The sequence below is a fragment of the Pseudorhodoferax aquiterrae genome (assembly GCF_014652235.1).
In the GTDB taxonomy this organism is placed as follows: Bacteria; Pseudomonadota; Gammaproteobacteria; order Burkholderiales; family Burkholderiaceae_C; genus Pseudorhodoferax; species Pseudorhodoferax aquiterrae.
Genome location: NZ_BMYK01000020.1, coordinates 73,568 through 93,960 on the forward strand (window position 1 = coordinate 73,568; position 20,393 = coordinate 93,960).

Sequence of the window (20,393 nt, forward strand, 5' to 3'; positions counted from 1 at the left end):
CATGCAGACACCACAAGGCGCACGCATCGCCCGCATCGACGGCTTCGAAATCGTCTGCACGCTGCCCGAGCCCATCGGCAACGCGATGCGCTTCTTCGACCGCCGTGTCACGCTGCTGCTGTGCCTGACGGACGCCGACGGCCAGGTCGGCTGGGGCGAAACCTGGTCCATGCCGGGCGCGGCCGCCGCCGCCATTCGCGGCGGGCTGGCCCAGGCCGTGCTGGCCCAAGCCGATGGCGCGCCACGCGTGCTGTGGAACGCCATGGCCCAGACCCTGACCTACGACCGGCGCGGCGTGACCACCATGGCCATGAGCGCCATCGACATCGCGGCCTGGGACCTCGCGGCCCGGCGCGCCGGCATGCCGGTCGCACGGCTGCTGGGCGGCGCCGTGCGGCACGAGGTGCCGGCCTACGTGAGCGGCCCCTTCCTCAAGCCGGGCGGCGACCCCTACCGCGACTTCGAGCGCGACATCGACGGCTACCTGCGCGACGGCTTCAAGGCGATGAAGCTGCGCCTGGGCCTGGACGCGCGCGCCGAGGGCGCCCTGCTGACCCGCCTGCGCCGGCGCGTGGGCGATGCCTTCCCACTCATGGCCGACCTCAACGAAGGCGCCACGGTGCGCTCCGCGCTGGTGTTCGCGCAGCACTTCGCGCCGAGCGATCTGGTCTGGCTCGAAGAGCCCATCCGCCACGACAACCTGCCGGGCTACGTGCAGCTGTCCAAGGCCCTGCCGATGGCACTGGCCGGCGGCGAGGCGCTGCTCGGCGTGACGCCGTTCCGCGACTTCCTCGCGCAGGGCGCGCTGGACGTGGTGCAACCCGACCTGGCGCTGTGTGGCGGCTTCACCGAAGGCCTGAAGATCGCGGCGCTGGCCGACGCGTACGGCGTGCCGGTGGTGCCGCATGTCTGGGGCACGGCCATCAACTTCTACGCGTCGCTGCAGTTCATCGCGGGCCTGCCGGAATTGCGCGGCCCAGGCCTGCGCTATCCGATGTTCGAGTTCGACCCCTCGTACAACCCGTTCCGTGACATGTGCGGCACCGTGGGCGTGCGGTCCGACGGCCGCATCGCCATCCCCGACGGGCCGGGCCTGGGCATCGAGGTCGATCCGCAGCAGTTCCGCGAACACCTGGTCGACCAATGGTCCGTGACCCTCTGATTGCATCGATTCCAAAGAACGAGGAGACATCCACCATGAAGAGCAGAACCTTCCTGGCGTTGGCCGCCACCGTGCTGTTCGGCTGGGCCGCGGCGCCCGCACTGGCCCAGGAGCCGGTGTCGCTGCGCGTGGCCTACGTGCAGGCGCCCGACCATCCGCACGGCCTGGGCATCCGCCGCTTCGCCGAACTGGTGCAGCAAAAGAGCGGCAAGCGCATCGAGGTCAAGACCTTCGGCAGCGCCACGCTGGGCGGCGACGTGGCCGTGCTCTCGTCGCTGCGCGGCGGCACCATCGACATGACGGTGGTGATCCCCAGCCTGCTGACCGGCATGGTCAAGGAATACGTGCTGCTGGACCTGCCCTTCCTGTTCAACAGCTACGCCGAGGCCGATGCCGTGCTCGACGGCCCGGTCGGCAAGCGCCTGCTGGATCTGCTGCCCGACAAGGGCCTGATCGGCCTGGCGTACTGGGACCACGGCTTTCGCATCGTGACCAACAGCCGGCGTCCGATCGCCAAGGCCGAGGACTTCGCCGGCCTCAAGCTGCGCGTGCCGCAGAGCACCATCTTCATCGACACCTTCGGCGCGCTGGGCGCCAACGCCGTGCCCATGCCCATCCCGGAGCTTTACGGTGCGCTGGAGACGCGCGCCATGGACGGCCAGGAAAACCCCTTTGCCGCGGTCGAGGCGCTCAAGCTGCAGGAGGTGCAGAAGTTCGCCTCGGCCACCAACCATGCCTACAACCCGCTGGTCGTGGTGTTCAGCAAGATGAAGTGGGACAAGCTCGCGCCGGCCGACCGCCAGATCCTCATGGACGCGGCGTCCGAGGCCGGGGCCTACGAGCGCAAGGTCTCGCGCGAGGCCAACGAGAAGGCCGCCGACAGCCTCAAGGCCAAGGGGCTGCAGGTCAACACCGTGGCGCCGGCCGAGGTCGCACGCATGCGCGAGAAGGTCGCCGCCGTGCACGCCAAGTACGTGAAGGAGGGCGGCGAGGCGCTGGCGGCCGAGATGCAGGCCGAGATCGACAAGGTGCGCGGCAAGCGGTGAGGGCAGGGGCCGAATGCCCGGGGCGCGCGTGTCGCCGCCGGCTTCCCGGCCACAATCCGGTCATCGACTTCTCCGAAGACCCGCATGATCCCCATCACCCCCACCATCTCCGCCGGCAACGACCGCCCCTTCGTGCTGTTCGGCGGCATCAACGTGCTCGAGTCCCGCGACCTGGCCCTGCGCACCTGCGAGGAGTACGTGCGCGTCACGACCAAGCTGGGCATCCCCTACGTGTTCAAGGCCAGCTTCGACAAGGCCAACCGCTCGTCCATCCACTCCTACCGCGGCCCGGGCCTGGAGGAGGGCATGAAGATCTTCGAGGCCGTCAAGGCGCAGTTCGGCGTGCCCGTCATCACCGACGTGCACGAGCCCTGGCAGGCCCAGCCCGTGGCCGAGGTGGTCGACGTGCTGCAGCTGCCGGCCTTCCTGGCGCGCCAGACCGACCTGGTGGTGGCGCTGGCCAAGACGGGCCGCGTGGTCAACATCAAGAAGCCGCAGTTCCTGAGCCCGCCGCAGATGCTCAACATCGTCGAGAAGTTCAAGGAGGCCGGCAACGATCGCATCATCCTGTGCGACCGCGGCACCTGCTTCGGCTACGACAACCTGGTGGTGGACATGCTGGGCTTCGGCGTGATGAAGAAGGTCACGGGCGGCCTGCCGCTGATCTTCGACGTGACCCATGCGCTGCAGCAGCGCGACCCGTCCGGCGCCGCTTCGGGCGGGCGCCGCACGCAGGTGGTGGACCTCGCGCGCGCCGGCATGGCCGTGGGCCTGGCCGGCCTGTTCCTCGAGGCCCACCCCAACCCCGACCAGGCCAAGTGCGACGGCCCGAGCGCTCTGCCGCTGGACAAGCTCGAACCCTTCCTGGCCCAGGTCAAGGCCATCGACGATCTCGTCAAGTCGTTCGCGCCGCTGCAGATCGACTGAGGCGCCGGCGCGGGCTCACAGCAGCCCGCGCAACGCGCTCAGGGCGCCGTCCACATCGCCCATCTGCGCCCGCACGATCGCGCCATCCACTGCCACGCCGACCGCCTGCGCCCGCGCCGTGCGCTGCGGCCCGGGCGGCAGCAGTTCGCTGATCACCTGCTCCATCTCCTGCTTGTGGCGCCGCGCCGTGTCGGCCGCACCCTGCAGGCTCGCGCCCACCTCTACCACGCTGTTGATGAAGGCGCAGCCCCGGAAGGCCGGGTCGCGGAACCATTCCTCCAGTGCGTCGAACAGCGGCTGCAGGCCCTGGCCTTCGCCCGCACCGCGCCGGCCCAGCGCGTCGACGAACCAGGCCATCCAGCGTTCGTGGCGGTGCTCCAGGAAAGCACGCACCAGGTCGTCCTTGGACGCGAAGTGGCGGTAGAAGGTCAGCTTGGCCACGCCGCTCTCGGCGATCAGCTTGTCCACGCCCGTGGCGCGGATGCCGTCGCGGTAGAACAGGTCGTGCGCGGTGGCCAGGATGCGCTCGCGCGCCGAGGGGGTGGTCGTCTCCATGCCGGGCATTGTAGACAGGTCTGTCTATCTGCATTAGCATGGAGGTAGACGAACTTGTCTACTTCAAGGAGAGCCCATGACCGCTGCCGAACAACGCCCGCCGTTGCCCCCTTTCACCGCCGAATCCGCTGCGCAGAAGGTGCGCCTGGCCGAGGATGGCTGGAACTCGCGCGACCCCGACCGCGTGGTGCTGGCCTACACGCCCGATACCGTGTGGCGCAACCGGGCCGAGTTCCCGGTCGGGCGTGACCAGGCCCGTGCGCTGCTGCAGCGCAAGTGGGCGCGCGAGCTGGACTACCGGCTCATCAAGGAGTTGTGGGCCTTCGCGGGCAATCGCATCGCTGTGCGCTTTGCCTACGAATGGCACGACGACAGCGGCCACTGGTTCCGCAGCTACGGCAACGAGAATTGGGAGTTCGATGCCGACGGCCTCATGGCGCGCCGCTTCGCCAGCATCAACGACATGCCGATCCTGGCGTCCGAGCGCAAATTCCACTGGCCGCTGGGCCGGCGGCCGGACGACCATCCAGGCCTGTCCGATCTCGGCCTCTGACCGGCTTCGGGTCGCTCCGCCTTCCTACAGTGCCGGGCGCGCCCCGCGCCCACCATCGGCTCGCACCTTTCGTGAAGGAACAACAATGGACCTGTCGACCCCCACCATGCACGATCTCTTCGCCCAGTTGGGCCTTCCCAGCGACGAGGCCGCCGTGCAGGAATTCATCGCACGCCACCGCCCGGTGCCCGAGACGATTGCCTTGCCCGACGCGCCGTTCTGGACGCCAGCGCAGGCCCAGTTCCTGCGCGAGCAATGGCAGCGCGATGCCGAGTGGGCCGAGGTGGTGGACCAGCTCAACCTGGCGCTGCGTCCCTGAGCCAGGCAGCAACCGCTGGCACAGCGGTTGCATGCACCAGGTCCATGCATGCAGATGCCCTGGACCTGGCCACGACGGCCGACACCGCCGTCCACCCGCTGTGGCAACAGCAGCTGGGCCTGCTGCTGCAGTCCACCGGCGACGGCATCTTCGGCATCGACCTGGATGGCCGCTGCATGTTCATCAACCGTGCCGGCGCGCGCTTGATCGGCCATGCGCCAGCGGCCCTGCTGGGCCGCAACATGCACGAGGTGACCCACCATTCGCATGCCGACGGCGCCCACTACGCCGACGAGGACTGTCCGATCTTCAACGCCTTCCGCCGCGGCCTGCCCTGCCGGATCGACAGCGAGGTGTTCTGGCGCGCAGACGGCACGGCCTTTCCGGTCGAATACTCCAGCTACCCCATCGTCGACGGCGGCGAGGTGCGCGGCGCCGTCGTCACCTTCGTCGACATCACCGAGCGCCGCCGTGCGGCCGATGCGCTGCGCCACGCGCGCGACGAACTGGAGCAGCGCGTGGCCGAGCGCACGCACGCGCTGTCGCTCGCGCTGCAGCGCCAGCGTGAACTCTCCGCCCACCTGGACACCGTGCGCGAGGAGGAGCGCACACGCATCGCGCGCGAGGTGCACGACGAGCTCGGCAGCCTGCTCGTGGCGCTCAAGATGGATGTGAACTGGCTGGACAAGCGTCTTGCCGAACAGCAGGCGCGCAGCGCGCACGAGGCCGAGGCCATGCGCACGCGCATGCGCAGCAAGTGCAGCAACATGAGCCGGCTGATCGAATCAGCCGTGGACAACGTGGGCCGCATCATCACCGACCTGCGGCCCAGCATCCTGGACCACCAGGGCCTGTGGGCCGCGCTGGAGTGGCAGGCCCAGGAATTCGTGGCGGCGGCCGAGCTGCGGCTGCACTGGTGCATGCAGGTGGCCGGCGCGCCCGAGCCCGGCGGCGCGCAGGCCATGGCCGTGTTCCGCATCTTCCAGGAGATGCTGTCCAACGTGGGCCGCCACGCGCATGCGCGCACCTTGTCGGTGGACGTGCAGGCCAGCGCGCGGCAGCTGCGCCTGGCCGTGCACGACGACGGCGTGGGCGCGCCTGCCGCGGCCTTCGAGGCCGGCACGGCCTACGGTGTGATGGGCATGCGCGAGCGCGCGCTGCACTTCGGCGGTCGCATCGAGATCGCCAGCGCACCGGGAGCGGGCGCCACCTTTAGCCTGCAGATGCCGCTGGGGGCCGCGACATGAGCGCCGCCGGGCCGCCCCAAGGTACTCCAGGGACTGCGGCCATCCGGCTGCTGCTGGCCGACGACCACCGCATCGTGCGCGAGGGCCTCAAGCAGGTGCTGGCCGATGCGCCCGAGGTCCAGGTCGTCGCCGAGGCCGCCAGCGGCGCCGAAGTGCTGCAGGCCGTGCGCGCCGCAGGCGCCGGGCTGGACCTCGTGTTGCTGGACATCGCCATGCCCCAGGGCGACGGGCTCGACGTGCTGGAGACGCTGCGCCGCGAGTTCCCGGCGCTGCCGGTGCTGATGCTCAGCACCTACCCTGAGCGCCAGTACGCCGTGCGCTGCATCCGCCTGGGCGCGGCCGGCTACCTGCACAAGGGGGCCGATCCCGACGACATGCTGGCGGCCGTGCGCAAGGCCGCTGCCGGTGGCATGTGGGTCAGCGGCGCCACGGCCGAGGCGTTGGCCGCAGCCATGGGCCGGCGTGGTGCACAGCCGGGCGCGGACGCGCTCTCGCACCGCGAGCACCAGGTGCTGCGCCTGCTCACATCGGGGCACAGCGTGGGCGAAATTGGTGCACAGCTGGGCCTGGCGGCCAACACGGTCAGCACCTACCGCGCGCGCATCCTCGAGAAGACCGGCACCAAGAACGACGTCGAACTCACGCTGTACATGCTGGACCGGGGCTGACGGCCCCCGTTGTAGGGCTGGCCCTACACGCCGTGGTGGTGGCGCCCACGATCTTGCAGGGCCTGCCACAGTGGCGCGCCGGTTGGCAAAGAGCTTGCACCGCGGCAGGCATCTTTGTCCTGGAGGTGTGCCATGTCCGACTTCGCCGACCCCTACGACGCCGACCGCCCGCTGCGCCTGGGGTGCAGCTGCGGGCGCGACCACAGCCCTGCCGAGCATGCGGCCGAGGCCGCCGTGGAGGCCACGGCCGCCAGCGCCGCGCGCGAGCTGCGCGAGCGCGCGCGCCGGCCCGACGTGCAGGCCCGCTCCAACGCCTTCGTCGAGGCCGCGCTGGTCAAGGCGCTGTTCCCGCACGACGCCCTGCGCCGGCGCTTCCTGCGCGCCGTGGGCAAGGGTACGGCCATGGCCGCCATCGGCAGCGTGCTGCCCATCGCCAGCCTGCAGGCCATGGCCCAGGAGAAGGGCGCGCTGGAGAAGAAGGACCTCAAGATCGGCTTCATCCCGATCACCTGTGCCACGCCGCTGATCATGGCCCACCCGCTGGGCTTCTACCAGAAGCAGGGCCTCAACGTGGAGGTGGTCAAGACGGCGGGCTGGGCCCTGATCCGCGACAAGATGCTCAACAGGGAGTACGACGCCACGCACTTCCTCTCCCCGATGCCGCTGGCCATCTCGCTGGGCGTGGGCAGCAACGCCACGCCCATGAACGTGGCCACCATCCAGAACACCAACGGCCAGGCCATCACGCTGGCCAACAAGCACAAGGACAGGCGCGATCCCAAGCTCTGGAAGGGCTTCAGGTTCGCCGTGCCCTTCGAGTTCAGCATGCACAACTTCCTGCTGCGCTACTACGTGGCCGAGCATGGGCTGAACCCCGACACCGACATCCAGATCCGCGTGGTGCCGCCGCCCGAGATGGTGGCCAACCTGCGCGCCGGCAACATCGACGGCTACCTGGGTCCGGACCCGTTCAACCAGCGCGCGGTGTTCGAGGAGATCGGCTTCCTGCACCTGCTGACCAAGGATCTGTGGGACGGCCACCCCTGCTGCGCGTTCGGCACCAGCACGGCCTTCATCCAGCAGAACCCCAACACCTTCGCCGCGCTGTACCGCGCCGTGCTCACCGCCTCGGCGATGGCGCGCGAGGCCAAGAACCGCGAACTCATCGCCAAGGTGATCGCGCCGGCCCAGTACCTGAACCAGCCCGAGACCGTGCTGTCCCAGGTGCTGACCGGCCGCTTCGCCGACGGCCTCGGCAAGGTCCAGACCGTGCCCAACCGCGCCGACTTCGACCCCATCCCCTGGCAGAGCATGGCGGTCTGGATGCTCACGCAGATGCAGCGCTGGGGCTACGTCAAGGGCGAGGTCGACTACAAGCAGATCGCCGAGCGCGTGTTCCTGCTGACCGACGCGAAGAAGCAGATGGCGGCGCTGGACCAGAAGGCGCCCGAAGGCGCCTACCCGAAGTTCAAGATCATGGGCAAGGAGTTCGACGCGGACAAGGCCGCGGCCTATGCCAAGAGCTTCGCGATCGGCAAGGCATGACCAGCCTGACCCTGCGGGCGGCGCTGCTGTCCGTGCTGATCTTCCTGGCTTTGCTGGGCGTCTGGCATGTGGCGACCACGGGTGGCACGGTTGCCGGCAGCACGGCCGGCATGACGGCCGAGGAGATCGAGTACGCCAAGCTGACCGGCAAGGACCCCGGCGCGGCGCGCAGCGGCGGCTTTCCCACGTTGGCGCAGATGGGCACCACGGTCTGGGGCCATTTGTCCAACCCGTTCTACGACAACGGGCCCAACGACAAGGGCATCGCCATCCAGCTCGGGCATTCGCTGGGCCGCGTGGCGCTGGGCTTCGGGCTGGCCTGCATGGTGGCGATTCCGCTGGGCTTCGTGATCGGCATGTCGCCGCTCGTCTACCGGGCGCTCGACCCCTTCATCCAGGTCTTGAAGCCCATCAGTCCGCTGGCCTGGATGCCGCTGGCGCTCTACACCATCAAGGACTCGGCCATCAGCGGGATCTTCGTGATCTTCATCTGCTCGGTCTGGCCGATGCTGGTGAACACGGCCTTCGGCGTGGCCTCGGTGCGGCGCGACTGGCTCAACGTGGCCAGCACGCTGGAGGTGAGTCCGCTGCGCAAGGCCTTCCAGGTGATCCTGCCGGCCGCCGCACCCACCATCCTCACGGGCATGCGCATCAGCATGGGCATCGCCTGGCTCGTGATCGTGGCGGCCGAGATGCTGGTGGGCGGCACCGGCATCGGCTACTTCGTCTGGAACGAGTGGAACAACCTGTCGCTGACCAACGTGATCTTCGCCATCTTGCTGATCGGCGTGGTCGGCATGCTGCTGGACCTGGCCTTCGGCCGCTTGCAGAAGGCGGTGACCTATGTGGAGTGAGGTGGGTGTGCGCACCGCGCCGCAACGAGAGGCCCCGGCCATGGACAGCTTCCTGAAGATCGAGGGCCTGGCCAAGGCCTTCCAGCCGGCGCGGCCGGTGTTCGCCGACGTGTCGTTCGCGCTTGCGCGCGGCGAGTTCGTCTGCATCATCGGCCACAGCGGCTGCGGCAAGACCACCATCCTCAACGTGCTGGCCGGGCTCGACCAGGCCAGCGCCGGCCATGTGTTCATGGACGGCCGCGAACTGCGCGGTCCCGGCCTGGAGCGCGGCGTGGTGTTCCAGGGCCATGCGCTGATGCCCTGGCTCACCGTGCGCCAGAACATCGCATTCGCCGTCAAGTCGCGCTGGCCGCAGTGGGGGCGCGCCGAGGTCGATGCCCATGTGCGCAAGTTCGTCGCGCTGGTGGGCCTGCTGCCGGCCATCGACAGGAAGCCCAGCGAACTGTCGGGCGGCATGAAGCAGCGCGTGGGCATCGCGCGCGCCTTCGCGATCCAGCCCAAGATGCTGCTGCTGGACGAGCCCTTCGGCGCGCTGGACGCGCTCACGCGCGGCAGCATCCAGGACGAGCTGCTCGCCATCGTGCGCCAGACGCAGCAGACCGTCTTCATGATCACGCACGATGTGGACGAGGCCATCCTGCTGGCCGACCGCATCCTGCTCATGCGCAACAGTGCCGACACGCCCGGCGGCTACAAGCCCGGCGGCATCGCCGAGGTGGTCGTCAACCCCTTGCCGCGCGAGCGCACGCGCGCAGGCCTGCACCACCTGGACGGCTACTACGACCTGCGCAACCACATCGTCGATTTCCTCGTCACCCGCGCCCTGGCGCACTGAGTTTTCACAGCACGGAGCACACCGCAATGAACCGCCTCGCAGTCACCGAAAAAATCATCACCACCAAGGTCGCCAAGGGCATCCAATGGGCCGACGTGGCCAAGAAGGTCGGCCAATCCAAGGAATGGACCACGGCCCTGTGCCTGGGCCAGATGACGGCCACGGCCGAACAGGCCAAGGTGGTGGGCAAGATCTTCGGCCTCACGGCAGAGGAACAGAAGTGGCTGCAGGTCGTGCCCTACAAGGGCTCGCTGCCCACGGCCGTGCCGACCGATCCGCTGATCTACCGCTGGTACGAGATCGTCAACGTCTACGGCACCACCATCAAGGAGCTGATCCACGAGGAATTCGGCGACGGCATCATGAGCGCCATCGACTTCTCCATGGACATCGTGCGCCAGCCCGATCCCAAGGGCGACCGCGTCAACGTCGTCCTATCCGGCAAATTCCTGCCGTACAAGACCTATTAGCAAGAGGTGTTGCTGCCGCCAGACTTGTAAATGAAATGTTGCAATTGCGCCGCAAAGCTCGGTTATCGTGTAGAACTTCTGTGCACGGGGCCCCTGGTTTCGGCACAGAAGAAGACTTGTTTCAATCACCCAGAGATCTGGAAAGACAGCAATGAAAAAAGTAGTTCTCACGCTCGGCGTCGCCTTGGCGCAAATGTTTGCCGTCGGTGCTTTCGCACAAGGTGAGGCTGGTACCTCCAAGGCACCGCCGCCGGCCCAGAAGGCTTCGCCCGAGGACCGCGCCGCTGCGCGCGCCGAGCGCAAGGCCGAGGGCGCCGCGGCGATCAAGGACCAACCTCCTGGCGAAGTGGGGGGCGTGAAGAAGGCGGCACCGCGGACCAAGGTGTCGGCCGAGGAGAAGGCGGCCGCGCGCGCCAAGCGCAAGGCCGAAGGCGCCGCCGCGATCAAGCAGGCGCCTCCCGGCGAAGTCGGCCCCTCCAAGTAAGCAGCGTGCCGGGCGGCGCCAGCCGCCCGCCCCGGCCGGGGGTGGGCGCCATCGCGCCTACCGCGGCGGGGGGCGCGTTCCTACGCAGCGATGCGCTGCGGGACGGGACGGCTCGGACGGGCCGCTGGATACGGTGGGACTTCGCGGTGCTGGCGCATGCCGGCATGGCGAATTCGACAACCATCCAGAGACCTGAAAGCCAGACCATGAAGAAAACCATGCTTGCCCTCGGCGTCGCCGCGGCCCAGATGTTCGCCGTGGGTGCCTTTGCCCAGGGCGAAGTGGGCGGCGTGAAGAAGCCGCCACCGGCCACTGCGGCCTCGCCCCAGGAAAAGGCGGCCGCCAGGGCCGAGCGCAGGGCCGAGGGCGCCGAAGCCGTGAAGCAGAACAAGGACGGCGAGGTCGGCCGTTCGAAGGCGCCCCCGCCTGCCGCCAAGGCCACGCCCGAGGAGAAGGCCGCGGCCCGTGCCCAGCGCAAGGCCGAAGGCGCCGAGGCGATCAAGAAGCAGCCGAGCGGCGAGGTCGGTCCGACCAAGTGAGCGCGGGCTGAACGCATTGCCGCGGTCCGGCCACGCCGCTGCCGCGGCGCGTTCCTGCGCGGCCGGCGCCATTCAGTTTTTGTAGCCCGGGTCGATCCGGTCCAGTTTGCGCAGCAGCGCGGGCCACACGAAGCGCCCGCCCAGCCCGCCGGTCTGCACCCGCGAGGCATGGCCCACGCCTTCGACGATGCGCGGGTCCACCTGCACCAGTTCGCCGCCGCCGGCCTGCGCGGCGATCTGGATCTGGCAGGTGTTCTCGAACGTGTACATGGCCAGGAAGGCGTCGGCGACGCTCGCCCCCACGGTCAGCAGGCCGTGGTTGCGCAGCATCAGGAAGTTGGCATCGCCCAGGTCGGCCTGCAGGCGGGCCTTCTCGTCGTCGCGGATCGCCACGCCCTCGTAGTCGTGGTAGGCCAGCGAGGCCAGCACGAAGGTCGATTGCTGGCTGATCGGCAGCACGCCGCCCCGTTGCGCGCTGACCGCGACGCCGGCGCGCGTGTGCGTGTGCAGCACGCACTGGGCGTCCTCGCGCACGGCATGGATCGCGCTGTGGATCACGAAACCGGCCGGGTTCACAGGGTGGGGCGACTCGATCAGCTTGTTGCAGGCCAGGTCCACCTTCACGAGGCTGGAGGCCGTGATCTCGTCGAACATCAGCCCGTAGGGGTTGATCAGGAAATGGTGCTCGGGCCCCGGGATGCGGGCGCTGATGTGCGTGAACACCAGGTCGCTCCAGCCGTACAGCGCCACCAGGCGGTAGCAGGCGGCCAGGTCGGTGCGCAGCTGCCACTCCTCGGCACTGACATGGGCGCGCAGGTCTTGGGGGGCGTTCATCGTGGCGTCTCCAGGTGGTGGGAAGACGCCACTGTAGGCGCTGGCGGTGCCGTGCGTTGTCCGCGGGCGGACAGGGCGGCGCGCGGCCGGCGGCTCAGGCGCTGACGGCTTCGGCGGCCGGCGCGGTCACCAGCGACGCGGCGATGTCGGCCTCGCCCTGGCGCAGTGCGGCGGCGCGCTGTTCGGGGCCGTAGGCCACGCCTTCGGCGCGCACGAAGCGCACGTCGGTGATGCCGAAGAAGCCGAACACGGTCTGCAGATAGCTTTCCTGGTGTTCCAGCGCGCGGCCTTGCTCGCTCGTGGAATAGATGCCGCCGCGGCCGGACACCACGATCACGGTCTTGCCCTTGGCCAGGCCTTCCGGGCCCGCCGCGGTGTAGCGGAAGGCGCGGCCGGGCACGGCCAGCCGGTCGATCCAGGCCTTCAGCTGCGTGGGGATCGAGAAGTTGTACAGCGGCGCACCGATGACGATGACGTCCGACGCCAGGAACTGCGCCAGGTAGCGTTCGGTTTCGATGTTCTCGGCGCGTTGCGCTTCGGTCACCTTGGTCAGGTCCAGGCCGAGCTTGAAGCTCAGCGCGTCGGCACCGAAGTGGGCAGGTGCTTCGGCGGCCAGGTCCAGGTACTGGACCTGGGCGTTCGGGTGGGCGGCGCGCCAGGCGGCCACGGTGCTGGCGGTCAGCTGGCGGGTGACGGAAGCGTCGCCGAGGACGCTGGAATCGATGTGCAAGATGTTCATGGCAGGGCCTTCAACGGGTTGGATGCGATGGATTGATTGTGGTGGTGAAGCTAGTCATCGATAAGATGGCTGAATCGAAATGGATCGTCCTATCCTTGGAAACAATCGAGCCATGCAAGACCTCAACGACATGCTGTTTTTTGCGGAAGTCGCCGAGCGCGGCAGCTTCGCCGCCGCGGGCCGCGCGCTGGGCCTGCCCAAGTCGCGGCTGTCGCGGCGCGTGGCCGAGCTGGAAGATCGGCTGGGCGTGCGCCTGCTGCACCGCAGCACGCGCAAGCTCTCGCTGACGGAAGTCGGCACCCTCTACCTGCGCCATTGCCTGGCCATGCGCAGCGAGGCCCTGGCCGCCAGCGAAGTCGTGCAGCGGCTGTCGGTGGAACCCCGCGGCACGGTGCGCGTGACCTGCCCCGTCACGCTGGCGCAGTCGGTGGTCGGCGCGCTGATGCCCGGCTTCCTGCTGGCCTACCCGCAGGTGCGCGTGGAGATGGAGGTCAGCAACCGCGTGGTCGATCCCGTGGAGGAGGGCGTGGACGTGGCCTTGCGCGTGCGCCCCAGCGTGCAGGACAGCGCCAGTCTGGTCGTCAAGCAGCTGGGGCGTTCGCAGTCGGTGCTGGTCGCCAGCCCCGCGCTGCTGGCGCGCCAGGGCCGGCCGCTGCGGCCGCAGGACCTGCAGCAGCTCGACTCCATGGCCATGTCGGCGCCCGACGGGCGCGCGAGCGTCAAGCTGCAGGGGCCGGACGGGGCCGAGTTCCAGTGGCAGCACCACCCGCGCTACGTGGCGGACGACCTGGAGACCCTGCTGCGGGCCGCCATCGACGGCGTGGGCTTGGCGTTGTTGCCGGGCTACATGTGCCGCGAGGCGCTGAACGCGAACCGGCTGGTCGAGGTGCTGGAGGGATGGGCGCCGCCGCCGGGCATCGCCCACGCGGTGTTCACGTCGCGGCGCGGCCTGGTGCCCGCCGTGCGGGCCTTTCTGGACCATCTGGAGACCGGCGACTTCCATTGAGCCGGTTGCATCCGGTCACGGCTTATAAGTTTTCGGATGAAAGCAAAGAGAAAAACAATAGTTTGCGCATAGCGGCCAAGTCTTGACAATGCACGCTCTGCTCAGGGACTCCGTCATGACCTCCACGTTCTTCTCGGGCCGCACGGCCCGTTCCGTCCTGGCCGCCGCATTGCTCGCGGCCGCCACCGCCGCCTCGGCCCAGACCCAGACGCTGCTGAACGTCTCCTACGACGTGGCGCGCGAGTTCTACAAGGACATCAACGCCGCTTTCGTCCCTTACTACAAGAAGCAGACCGGCAAGGACATCAAGATCGACCAGGCCCACGGCGGCTCCAGCGCCCAGGCGCGCGCCGTCAACGACGGCCTGGACGCCGACGTGGTGACCTTCAACACCACGACCGACATCGAGTTCCTGGCCGGCAACGGCATCGTCGCCAAGGACTGGGCCAAGCGCTTCCCGAACGACGCCTCGCCCACCACCTCGACCATGCTGTTCCTCGTGCGCAAGGGCAACCCCAAGGGCATCAAGGACTGGGACGACCTGGTCAAGCCCGGCGTGCAGGTCGTGGTGGTCAACCCCAAGACCGGCGGCAACGGCCGCTACGCCTATCTGGCCGCCTGGGGCTACGTGCGCGAGAACGGCGGCACGGACGCGCAGGCGGCCGAATTCGTCAAGAAGCTCTACGCCAACGTGCCCGTGCTGGGCAAGGGCGGCCGGGACGCCACCAGCATCTTCCTGCAGCGCAACACCGGCGACGTGCTGATCACCTTCGAGTCGGAGGTCATCTCGGTCGAGCGCGAATTCGGCAAGGGCCGGGTCGATGCCATCCACCCGTCGACCAGCATCATCGCGGAGAACCCGGTGGCCGTGGTCGAGCGCACCGTGGCCAAGAAGGGCACGGCCGAGGCGGCCAAGGCCTACCTCAACTTCCTGTACACCGACGAGGCCCAGGAGATCGCCGCCCAGCACGCGCTGCGCCCGCGTTCGGCGGCCGTGCTGCAAAAGCACGCCGATCTGTTCAAGCCGATCAAGCAGTACACCGTGGCCAAGTACTTCGGTTCGCTGGGCGAGGCGCAGAAAGTGCACTTCAACGACGGCGGCCAGTTCGACAAGCTCTACACCGTCAAGTAAGCGATGAGCGCCACGACCTCCACCGCGGCGCTGGCCGGGCCCGCGCCCGGGGCGGCCGTGCCACGCAGAAAAGGCAGCAAGCGCGTGCTGCCCGGCTTCAACATCACGCTGGGCTACACGCTGCTGTACCTGAGCCTGATCGTGCTGATCCCGCTCACGGCGTTGTTCGCCAAGACGCTCACGCTGTCCTGGCCGCAGTTCTGGGAGGCCGTCAGTTCGCCGCGCGTGCTGGCCTCCTACCGCCTGACCTTCGGCGCGTCCTTCCTGGCGGCCTGCGTCAACACCGTGTTCGGCCTGCTCGTGGCCTGGGTGTTGGTGCGCTACGAGTTCTTCGGCAAGAAGATCGTCGACGCGCTGGTGGACCTGCCCTTCGCACTGCCCACGGCCGTGGCGGGCATCTCGCTCACGGCGCTCTTGGCCGGCAACGGCTGGGTCGGCCAATACCTGGAGCCGCTGGGCATCCAGCTCGCGTTCAACCCCAACGGCGTGGTCATCGCGCTGATCTTCATCGGCCTGCCTTTCGTGGTGCGCACCGTGCAGCCCGTGCTCGAGGACACCGAGAAGGAGCTGGAGGAGGCCGCCATGTGCCTGGGCGCCACGCGCTGGCAGACCTTTGCCAAGGTGATCTTCCCGGCCATCGCGCCGGCCTTGCTGACCGGCTTCGCCATGGCCTTCGCCCGAGCGATCGGCGAGTACGGCTCGGTCATCTTCATCGCCGGCAACATGCCCATGGTCTCCGAAATCACGCCGCTGATCATCATCGGCAAGCTCGAGCAGTACGACTACGCCGGCGCCACCGCCGTGGCCGTGGTCATGCTGCTGATCTCCTTCGTCATGCTGCTGGTCATCAACGGCCTGCAGGCCTGGCAGCGCAAGCGTTCCGGCGGAGTGTGATATGGCCGCCATCGACGTGACCCGCAAGCACATCACGACGACCGAGACCCCCTGGGTCCGGCGCACGCTGATCGGCATCGCGCTGCTGTTCCTCGCGCTGTTCCTCGCGCTGCCGCTCGCGGCCGTGTTCACCGAGGCGCTGCGCAAGGGGCTGGACGCCTACCTCGAAGCGCTCAAGGAGCCCGATGCCTGGGCCGCGATCCGGCTCACGCTGATCACGGCTGCCATCGCCGTGCCGCTGAACCTGGTGTTCGGCGTCTGCGCGGCCTGGTGCATCGCCAAGTACGAGTTCCGCGGCAAGGCCTTCCTGACCACGCTGGTCGATCTGCCGTTCTCGGTCTCGCCGGTCGTGGCCGGCCTGATCTACGTGCTGGTCTTCGGCGCCAACGGCTGGCTTGGGCCCTGGCTGGCCGCGCACGACATCAAGATCATCTTCGCGATCCCCGGCATCGTGCTGGCCACGGTGTTCGTGACCTTCCCGTTCATCGCGCGCGAGCTGATCCCGCTCATGCAGGCACAGGGCAACGAGGAGGAGCAGGCCGCCATCGTGCTGGGCGCCAGCGGCTGGCAGACCTTCTGGCATGTGACGCTGCCCAACATCAAGTGGGGCCTTCTGTACGGCGTGATCCTGTGCAACGCGCGCGCCATGGGCGAGTTCGGCGCGGTGTCGGTGGTGTCGGGCCACATCCGCGGCCAGACCAACACCATGCCGCTGCACGTGGAGATCCTCTACAACGAATACCAGAGCGTGGCGGCCTTCGCCGTGGCCTCGCTGCTGGCCCTGCTGGCGCTGGTCACGCTGGCGATCAAGAGCTGGGTCGAATGGCGGCACGAGCGCGAGCGCAAGGCCGCGGCCGACCTGCCGCTCGAGCGGCCGCAAGCCACGGTCGCTGCAACCTGAGGGACACCATGAGCATCGAAATCCGCAACGTCAGCAAGCAGTTCGGCGACTTCCGCGCCCTCAACAACGTGAGCCTGGACATCGCGTCCGGCGAACTGGTCGCGCTGCTGGGGCCCTCGGGCTGCGGCAAGACCACGCTGCTGCGCATCATCGCGGGGCTGGAGAGCGGCGACGCCGGCAGCATCCTGTTCGCCGGCGAGGACACGACCGACGTGCACGTGCGCGAGCGCCAGGTCGGCTTCGTGTTCCAGCACTACGCGCTGTTCCGCCACATGACGGTGTTCGACAACGTGGCCTTCGGCCTGCGCATGAAGCCGCGCGGCCAGCGCCCGTCCGAAGCGCAGATCAAGGCCAAGGTGCACGAGCTGCTGGGCCTGGTGCAGCTGGACTGGCTGGCCGACCGCTTCCCGGCCCAGCTGTCGGGCGGGCAGCGCCAGCGCATCGCGCTGGCGCGCGCGCTGGCCGTGGAGCCCAAGGTGCTGCTGCTCGACGAGCCCTTCGGCGCGCTCGACGCCAAGGTGCGCAAGGAGCTGCGCCGCTGGCTGCGCCGCCTGCACGACGACCTGCACGTGACCAGCATCTTCGTGACCCACGACCAGGAAGAAGCACTCGAAGTGGCCGACCGCGTGGTCGTCATGAACAAGGGCCAGATCGAGCAGATCGGCACGCCGCAGCAGGTCTGGGAACACCCGGCCAGCCCCTTCGTCTACGGCTTCCTGGGCGACGTGAACCTGTTCCACGGCCGTGCCCACGAGGGCGAGCTGCTGGTGCAGGGCATGAAGATCGACGCACCCGAGCACGCCGCCGCCAGCGACGCCAAGGCCTTCGCCTACGTGCGGCCGCACGACCTGGAGGTCGAGCGCTATGCGCCGGGCGCCACGGGCATCGTGGCCCAGCTCACGCGCGCGCTCGTGGTCGGCCCGATCGCGCGGCTCGAACTCACGCCGCAGGACGCCAAGGACGGCAAGGGCGAGCAGATCATCGAGGCCCAGCTGACGGCCGAGGAGTTCAACGCACGCGGCTTCCGCGAGGGCGAAACCCTGGTCGTCACGCCGCGCCGCGCCAAGGTCTTCGTGGACCACGGCGCGGGCGTCTGATCAGCCGGTGGCGTAGCGCCACAGCAACGCGAGGCCGGAGCAGAGCACCACGCCGTTGACGATGCGCAGGAACTGCGCACGCGGCAGCGACAGCGTGATGCGCCGGCCCAGCGCCGTGCCCAGCAGCATGGCCGGCACCAGGGCCAGCGCGAGCAGCAGCGTCTCGCTGTGCGCATAGACACCGGCCAGCACGAACAGCACGACACGCGTGAGCGTGGACAGCCCGATCAGCGTGGACTGCGTGACGCGCATGCGCTCGGCGCTGTCCAGCCGCCCGTTCAGGTAGATCGCGTAGAGGAAGCCGCCGCTGCCGAACAGCGCGGAGAACACGCCACCGATGAGGCCGAAGGGCACCGCGGCGCGCGGCGTGAGCCGCCCGGCCGGCTTGAAGCCGCTCAGCGCGTAGAGGGCGTAGCCGACCGCGAACAGGCCCAGCGCGAGCAGCAGCGCCTGCGGCTGGCCGCGCAGCAGGATGGCGGCGCCGACCAGGCTGCCGATGGCCATCAGCGGCACCAGGCGCCGCAGTTCGGAGAGATCGGCCGCGCGCCGGTCGCGCGCCACGTTCACGCCGGCGGCCGCGCAGTCCAGCAGGGCCAGCAGCGGCACGATGGTGGCCACCGGCACGCAGTGCGCGAGCACGGGACCGGCGACCAGCGCGGTGCCGAAGCCCGCGAGTCCGAACACGGTGTAGGCCAGGGCCACGCCCAGGCCCACGGCCAGCAATTGGAGCGGTGGCAGCGGCAGGCTGCCCGCAAGCGGTGCAAGAAGTTCCATGGCGCGCCAATCTAGCCGCGCGGGCGCGCGCCGGCCAATACAGCTTGCGGCGCGCATGTATCTCGAAATCAGATGGGGGCGCAGGCCGACTGCAGGTCCGCGGCGAAGCGCTGCACGAGCGGGGGTGCTTCCTGGCGCCACAGCGCGAGCACGCCGCTGCTGCTGCCCGGGTCGGCCAGCGGCAGCACGCGCACGCCGGCCGGTGCCAGCGCACCCATGGAGGCGGGCACGATGGCGATGCCCATGCCGCCCTGCACGAGCGCCAGCTGGGCCCATTTGCGCGAGCGCACGGCGGCTGGCTGCGGCGCGAAACCGTGCGCGCGGCACAGTTCCGCCACGGCATGGCCCAGGCCGCCGCGCTCCGGATGCGGCGTGGCGACGAAGCGTTCGCCGCGCAGCGCCGCCACGTGCACGCGCGCCTGGCCTGCCAGCGCGTGGCCGGCCGGCAGGGCCAGCACCAGCGCTTCCTCGTAGAGCGGTCGGTAGTGCAATGCGGCGCGGCGGCGCAGGATGGGCGCGCGCGCCAGGCCCAGGTCGGCGCGGCCTTCGTCGATGTCCAGCGCCTGTTGCTCGGAGGAGGCCTGGGCGATTTCGATGGCCACGCCCGGGTGCTGCTGCGTGTGCCGGTCCAGCAGCGCCAGCAGGGCCGGGACCAGCGGCACGGAACTGGAGTGCAGCAGCTGCAGCGTGCCCTCGGTACCGCGCTGGGCATGCGTGGCGCGGGCCATGGCGTCGCCGAGCGCGGCCAGGATCTGCCGCGCATCGGCGTACAGCGAACGGCCGGCGGCCGTCATCTCCAGGCCGCGTGCGTCGCGTGCGAGCAACGGCACCTGCAATGCCTGCTCCATCTCGCGCACCTGGCGGCTCAGGGCCGACTGGGCGATGAACAGCCGCTCGGCGGCCTGGCTGAAGCTGCCGGCGTCGACGATCTCCACGAAGTAGCGCAATTGGCGGTGCGTGAGCATGGCAGGCATGCTGCCATGGAAACCCCGCCGCCCCGGGGCGCCGCTCAGAAGCGGTAGGTCAGGTAGGCGAAGGGCACCACAGGGTTCAGCGTGAGCCCGCTCTCCGATGTGGCGACGGCATTGCCGTTGGCATAGGTGGTGAGCTTGGCCTTGGTCTTCATGCGCACGTAGGAGACCGACAGCGTGAGACCCAGCCGGTCGGTGAACGCATAGGTCGCGCCGAGGGCGAACACCGGGCCGAATCGGCTGTCGATCTTGGCGCGCGTGCTCGAGGCGCCCGCGGGCAGGCCCAGCGCGCCGCCCAGCGTGTTCTGCAGCCCGCCGGTCAACTTCACATCGGAGAAGTGCGCATAGGTCACGCCCAGGCCCGCGGCCAGCCGCCACTTGTCGCTGGGCTGGCCGAAGAAATACTTGGCCAGCAGCGAGGGGCCGTACAGCCGCGCCGAGCCCAGTTCGCCGATGCCGGCCAGCGTGCCTTCGCCCTGCAGCTTGAGCCGCGGCGGTATGCCGAACACGCCCTCGATGGCCCAGTTGTCGGTCAGGAAGTAGTGGGCGTTCAGGCCCAGCGTGTCCTCGTGGCCCAGGCTGGAGCCCGAGCCGGGGACCTCGCGTTCCACGGGCGATGTGAAGCGCAGCGGCGTGCTCTTGTCGCGCGGCGCGTAGCGCAACCAGCCGGCGCCCAGCACGATGTCGCCGGCCTTCTGGGCCCATGTGCCGCTACAGGCGAAAAGGGCCAGCGCCGCGGTGGCGATGGCCCTGTGGAGCTTGGGTGGAGGACTGGTCTGCATGTGGGGGTCTCCTAGGTCTGGATACGCGACCAGCATAGGCCGGCGCGCCGACCTTGTCG

At 69.2% G+C, this 20,393-nt stretch carries 24 protein-coding genes; 18 read left to right on the plus strand and 6 right to left on the minus strand.

The window, feature by feature from the left end; genetic code table 11:
• Position 1: 1 nt before the first annotated feature.
• The 3 genes from IE209_RS24115 (at position 2) to kdsA (ending at position 3,135) form a co-directional block, all read left to right on the plus strand.
• Positions 2-1,162 carry a mandelate racemase/muconate lactonizing enzyme family protein gene (locus tag IE209_RS24115; RefSeq protein ID WP_189689431.1) on the plus strand — a complete coding sequence of 387 codons (1,161 nt, stop codon included), beginning with the start codon at positions 2-4 and terminating at the stop codon, positions 1,160-1,162.
• A gap of 35 nt (positions 1,163-1,197) precedes the next feature.
• A complete protein-coding gene (locus tag IE209_RS24120; RefSeq protein WP_189689432.1) occupies positions 1,198-2,208 on the plus strand; it encodes a TRAP transporter substrate-binding protein in 1,011 nt (336 codons plus the stop codon).
• A gap of 84 nt (positions 2,209-2,292) precedes the next feature.
• Entirely contained in the window at positions 2,293-3,135 is an 843-nt protein-coding gene (kdsA, locus tag IE209_RS24125; RefSeq protein ID WP_189689433.1) for a 3-deoxy-8-phosphooctulonate synthase, read from the plus strand.
• A gap of 15 nt (positions 3,136-3,150) precedes the next feature.
• Here kdsA and IE209_RS24130 read toward each other — a convergent pair whose 3' ends face one another.
• Complete coding sequence (locus tag IE209_RS24130) at positions 3,151-3,690, minus strand: TetR/AcrR family transcriptional regulator (protein WP_189689434.1); 540 nt, start codon at positions 3,688-3,690, stop codon at positions 3,151-3,153.
• A 76-nt stretch (positions 3,691-3,766) separates the two neighbouring features.
• On the opposite strand from IE209_RS24130, the gene IE209_RS24135 reads away from it, so the two are divergent.
• From IE209_RS24135 to IE209_RS24180, 10 genes are all read left to right on the plus strand, one after another.
• Entirely contained in the window at positions 3,767-4,243 is a 477-nt protein-coding gene (locus IE209_RS24135) for a nuclear transport factor 2 family protein (RefSeq protein WP_189689435.1), read from the plus strand.
• A gap of 85 nt (positions 4,244-4,328) precedes the next feature.
• Positions 4,329-4,562, plus strand: a complete 234-nt coding sequence (locus tag IE209_RS24140; protein ID WP_189689436.1) for a DUF2789 domain-containing protein — start codon at positions 4,329-4,331, stop codon at positions 4,560-4,562.
• 44 nt (positions 4,563-4,606) lie between these two features.
• On the plus strand, positions 4,607-5,809 hold the full coding sequence (locus IE209_RS24145) for a sensor histidine kinase (RefSeq protein WP_189689437.1): 1,203 nt from the start codon (positions 4,607-4,609) through the stop codon (positions 5,807-5,809).
• Positions 5,806-6,477: a response regulator transcription factor gene (locus IE209_RS24150; RefSeq protein ID WP_189689438.1), complete on the plus strand. Its 672-nt coding sequence runs from the start codon at positions 5,806-5,808 to the stop codon at positions 6,475-6,477. The genes IE209_RS24145 and IE209_RS24150 overlap by 4 nt, the downstream gene beginning before the upstream one ends.
• 132 nt (positions 6,478-6,609) lie before the next feature.
• Positions 6,610-8,022 carry a CmpA/NrtA family ABC transporter substrate-binding protein gene (locus tag IE209_RS24155; RefSeq protein ID WP_189689439.1) on the plus strand — a complete coding sequence of 471 codons (1,413 nt, stop codon included), beginning with the start codon at positions 6,610-6,612 and terminating at the stop codon, positions 8,020-8,022.
• Positions 8,019-8,876 carry a nitrate ABC transporter permease gene (ntrB, locus tag IE209_RS24160; protein ID WP_189689440.1) on the plus strand — a complete coding sequence of 286 codons (858 nt, stop codon included), beginning with the start codon at positions 8,019-8,021 and terminating at the stop codon, positions 8,874-8,876. The genes IE209_RS24155 and ntrB overlap by 4 nt, the downstream gene beginning before the upstream one ends.
• Before the next feature lie 40 nt (positions 8,877-8,916).
• On the plus strand, positions 8,917-9,711 hold the full coding sequence (locus tag IE209_RS24165) for an ABC transporter ATP-binding protein (RefSeq protein ID WP_189689441.1): 795 nt from the start codon (positions 8,917-8,919) through the stop codon (positions 9,709-9,711).
• A 26-nt stretch (positions 9,712-9,737) separates the two neighbouring features.
• A complete protein-coding gene (cynS, locus tag IE209_RS24170; RefSeq protein ID WP_189689442.1) occupies positions 9,738-10,181 on the plus strand; it encodes a cyanase in 444 nt (147 codons plus the stop codon).
• A gap of 151 nt (positions 10,182-10,332) precedes the next feature.
• A complete protein-coding gene (locus IE209_RS24175; protein ID WP_189689443.1) occupies positions 10,333-10,665 on the plus strand; it encodes a hypothetical protein in 333 nt (110 codons plus the stop codon).
• Positions 10,666-10,811: 146 nt separating this feature from the next.
• The gene (locus IE209_RS24180; protein ID WP_229883019.1) at positions 10,812-11,204 is read left to right on the plus strand and encodes a hypothetical protein; all 393 of its coding nucleotides are present in this window, start codon (positions 10,812-10,814) and stop codon (positions 11,202-11,204) included.
• A 72-nt stretch (positions 11,205-11,276) separates the two neighbouring features.
• On the opposite strand, the gene IE209_RS24185 is transcribed toward IE209_RS24180, so the two are convergent.
• Together IE209_RS24185 and IE209_RS24190 are read right to left on the minus strand one after the other, a co-directional pair.
• Positions 11,277-12,038 carry a class II aldolase/adducin family protein gene (locus IE209_RS24185; protein ID WP_189689444.1) on the minus strand — a complete coding sequence of 254 codons (762 nt, stop codon included), beginning with the start codon at positions 12,036-12,038 and terminating at the stop codon, positions 11,277-11,279.
• A 94-nt stretch (positions 12,039-12,132) separates the two neighbouring features.
• Entirely contained in the window at positions 12,133-12,777 is a 645-nt protein-coding gene (locus IE209_RS24190) for an FMN-dependent NADH-azoreductase (RefSeq protein WP_189689445.1), read from the minus strand.
• A 112-nt stretch (positions 12,778-12,889) separates the two neighbouring features.
• Between IE209_RS24190 and IE209_RS24195 the strand changes: the two genes are divergently transcribed.
• The 5 genes from IE209_RS24195 to IE209_RS24215 all read left to right on the plus strand — a co-directional run bounded on the left by IE209_RS24195 (position 12,890) and on the right by IE209_RS24215 (position 17,807).
• Entirely contained in the window at positions 12,890-13,783 is an 894-nt protein-coding gene (locus tag IE209_RS24195; RefSeq protein WP_189689446.1) for a LysR family transcriptional regulator, read from the plus strand.
• 115 nt (positions 13,784-13,898) lie between these two features.
• Entirely contained in the window at positions 13,899-14,915 is a 1,017-nt protein-coding gene (locus tag IE209_RS24200) for a sulfate ABC transporter substrate-binding protein (RefSeq protein ID WP_189689447.1), read from the plus strand.
• 3 nt (positions 14,916-14,918) lie between these two features.
• Complete coding sequence (gene cysT, locus IE209_RS24205; RefSeq protein ID WP_189689448.1) at positions 14,919-15,809, plus strand: sulfate ABC transporter permease subunit CysT; 891 nt, start codon at positions 14,919-14,921, stop codon at positions 15,807-15,809.
• A 1-nt stretch (position 15,810) separates the two neighbouring features.
• Positions 15,811-16,710 (plus strand): sulfate ABC transporter permease subunit CysW, encoded by a 900-nt coding sequence (gene cysW / locus IE209_RS24210; RefSeq protein WP_189689449.1) that lies wholly within the window; start codon positions 15,811-15,813, stop codon positions 16,708-16,710.
• Between the two features lie 8 nt (positions 16,711-16,718).
• Complete coding sequence (locus IE209_RS24215; RefSeq protein ID WP_189689450.1) at positions 16,719-17,807, plus strand: sulfate/molybdate ABC transporter ATP-binding protein; 1,089 nt, start codon at positions 16,719-16,721, stop codon at positions 17,805-17,807.
• Here IE209_RS24215 and IE209_RS24220 read toward each other — a convergent pair whose 3' ends face one another.
• From IE209_RS24220 to IE209_RS24230, 3 genes are all read right to left on the minus strand, one after another.
• The gene (locus IE209_RS24220; protein ID WP_189689451.1) at positions 17,808-18,581 is read right to left on the minus strand and encodes a sulfite exporter TauE/SafE family protein; all 774 of its coding nucleotides are present in this window, start codon (positions 18,579-18,581) and stop codon (positions 17,808-17,810) included.
• A 68-nt stretch (positions 18,582-18,649) separates the two neighbouring features.
• Positions 18,650-19,546, minus strand: coding sequence for a LysR family transcriptional regulator (locus IE209_RS24225; RefSeq protein ID WP_189689452.1), 897 nt, complete (start codon positions 19,544-19,546; stop codon positions 18,650-18,652).
• Between the two features lie 44 nt (positions 19,547-19,590).
• Complete coding sequence (locus IE209_RS24230) at positions 19,591-20,334, minus strand: OmpW/AlkL family protein (RefSeq protein WP_189689453.1); 744 nt, start codon at positions 20,332-20,334, stop codon at positions 19,591-19,593.
• Positions 20,335-20,393: the final 59 nt, after the last annotated feature.